Annotated in this window: 1 protein-coding gene; it reads right to left on the bottom strand. The window is 45.9% G+C overall.

Features of this window, described 5'->3' with window-relative positions; genetic code table 11:
* Positions 1-575, bottom strand: a 575-nt coding sequence (locus ACFIK3_RS09830) for a hypothetical protein (RefSeq protein ID WP_375676648.1), incomplete at both ends; no start/stop codon positions are given.

Here is a 575-nt window from a genome sequence, read left to right on the forward strand (position 1 = left end):
ACCCCCTCACGCACCGCATGATTGTCAATATAGCCTGTCAACTTGGCATCAAGCGTGCCACCAGCTTCAATCGTGCCATAAACAGCATCATAGGTACGTTTGGGTGTTTGGGTAAAAGTAGGACCATCCCATTCTTCTGCACCTTGCCCTATACATGCTGGATTTGTGGCACTACATTGCTTATATCTGTAGCGTGTTTCAGTTACAATCTTGGTTGTTTCAATTAAATCACGCCCCTCATTGAGCAGCGTATCACCCTGCATCTCAATGTTGCCATTAGCAGCAATCAAACTATAGCTATTGCGGATATCACCGGCATGGACCGTGAGATGACGCCCTACCAAAATCTGTGCCGCATTATTGGTAAAATGAGGCTGCTGACGAATGATCGTAGTGTCGATATTTTTCTTGATCCTTGTGTGTTTATCAACATTTGGGATATTTTCCCATTCTCCTCGCACGTAACTGTGAGAAATCACTTTATCGCTAACTTCAACCCCACCTTCACGCATGTTGGTGAGCGCTGAGACATCGAAGGTCATATCGCCTGACACGGCTTCTAAAAGACCCGAGCT

It is taken from the genome of Bartonella sp. CB10SXKL (assembly GCF_042195515.1).
Lineage (GTDB): Bacteria > Pseudomonadota > Alphaproteobacteria > Rhizobiales > Rhizobiaceae > Bartonella.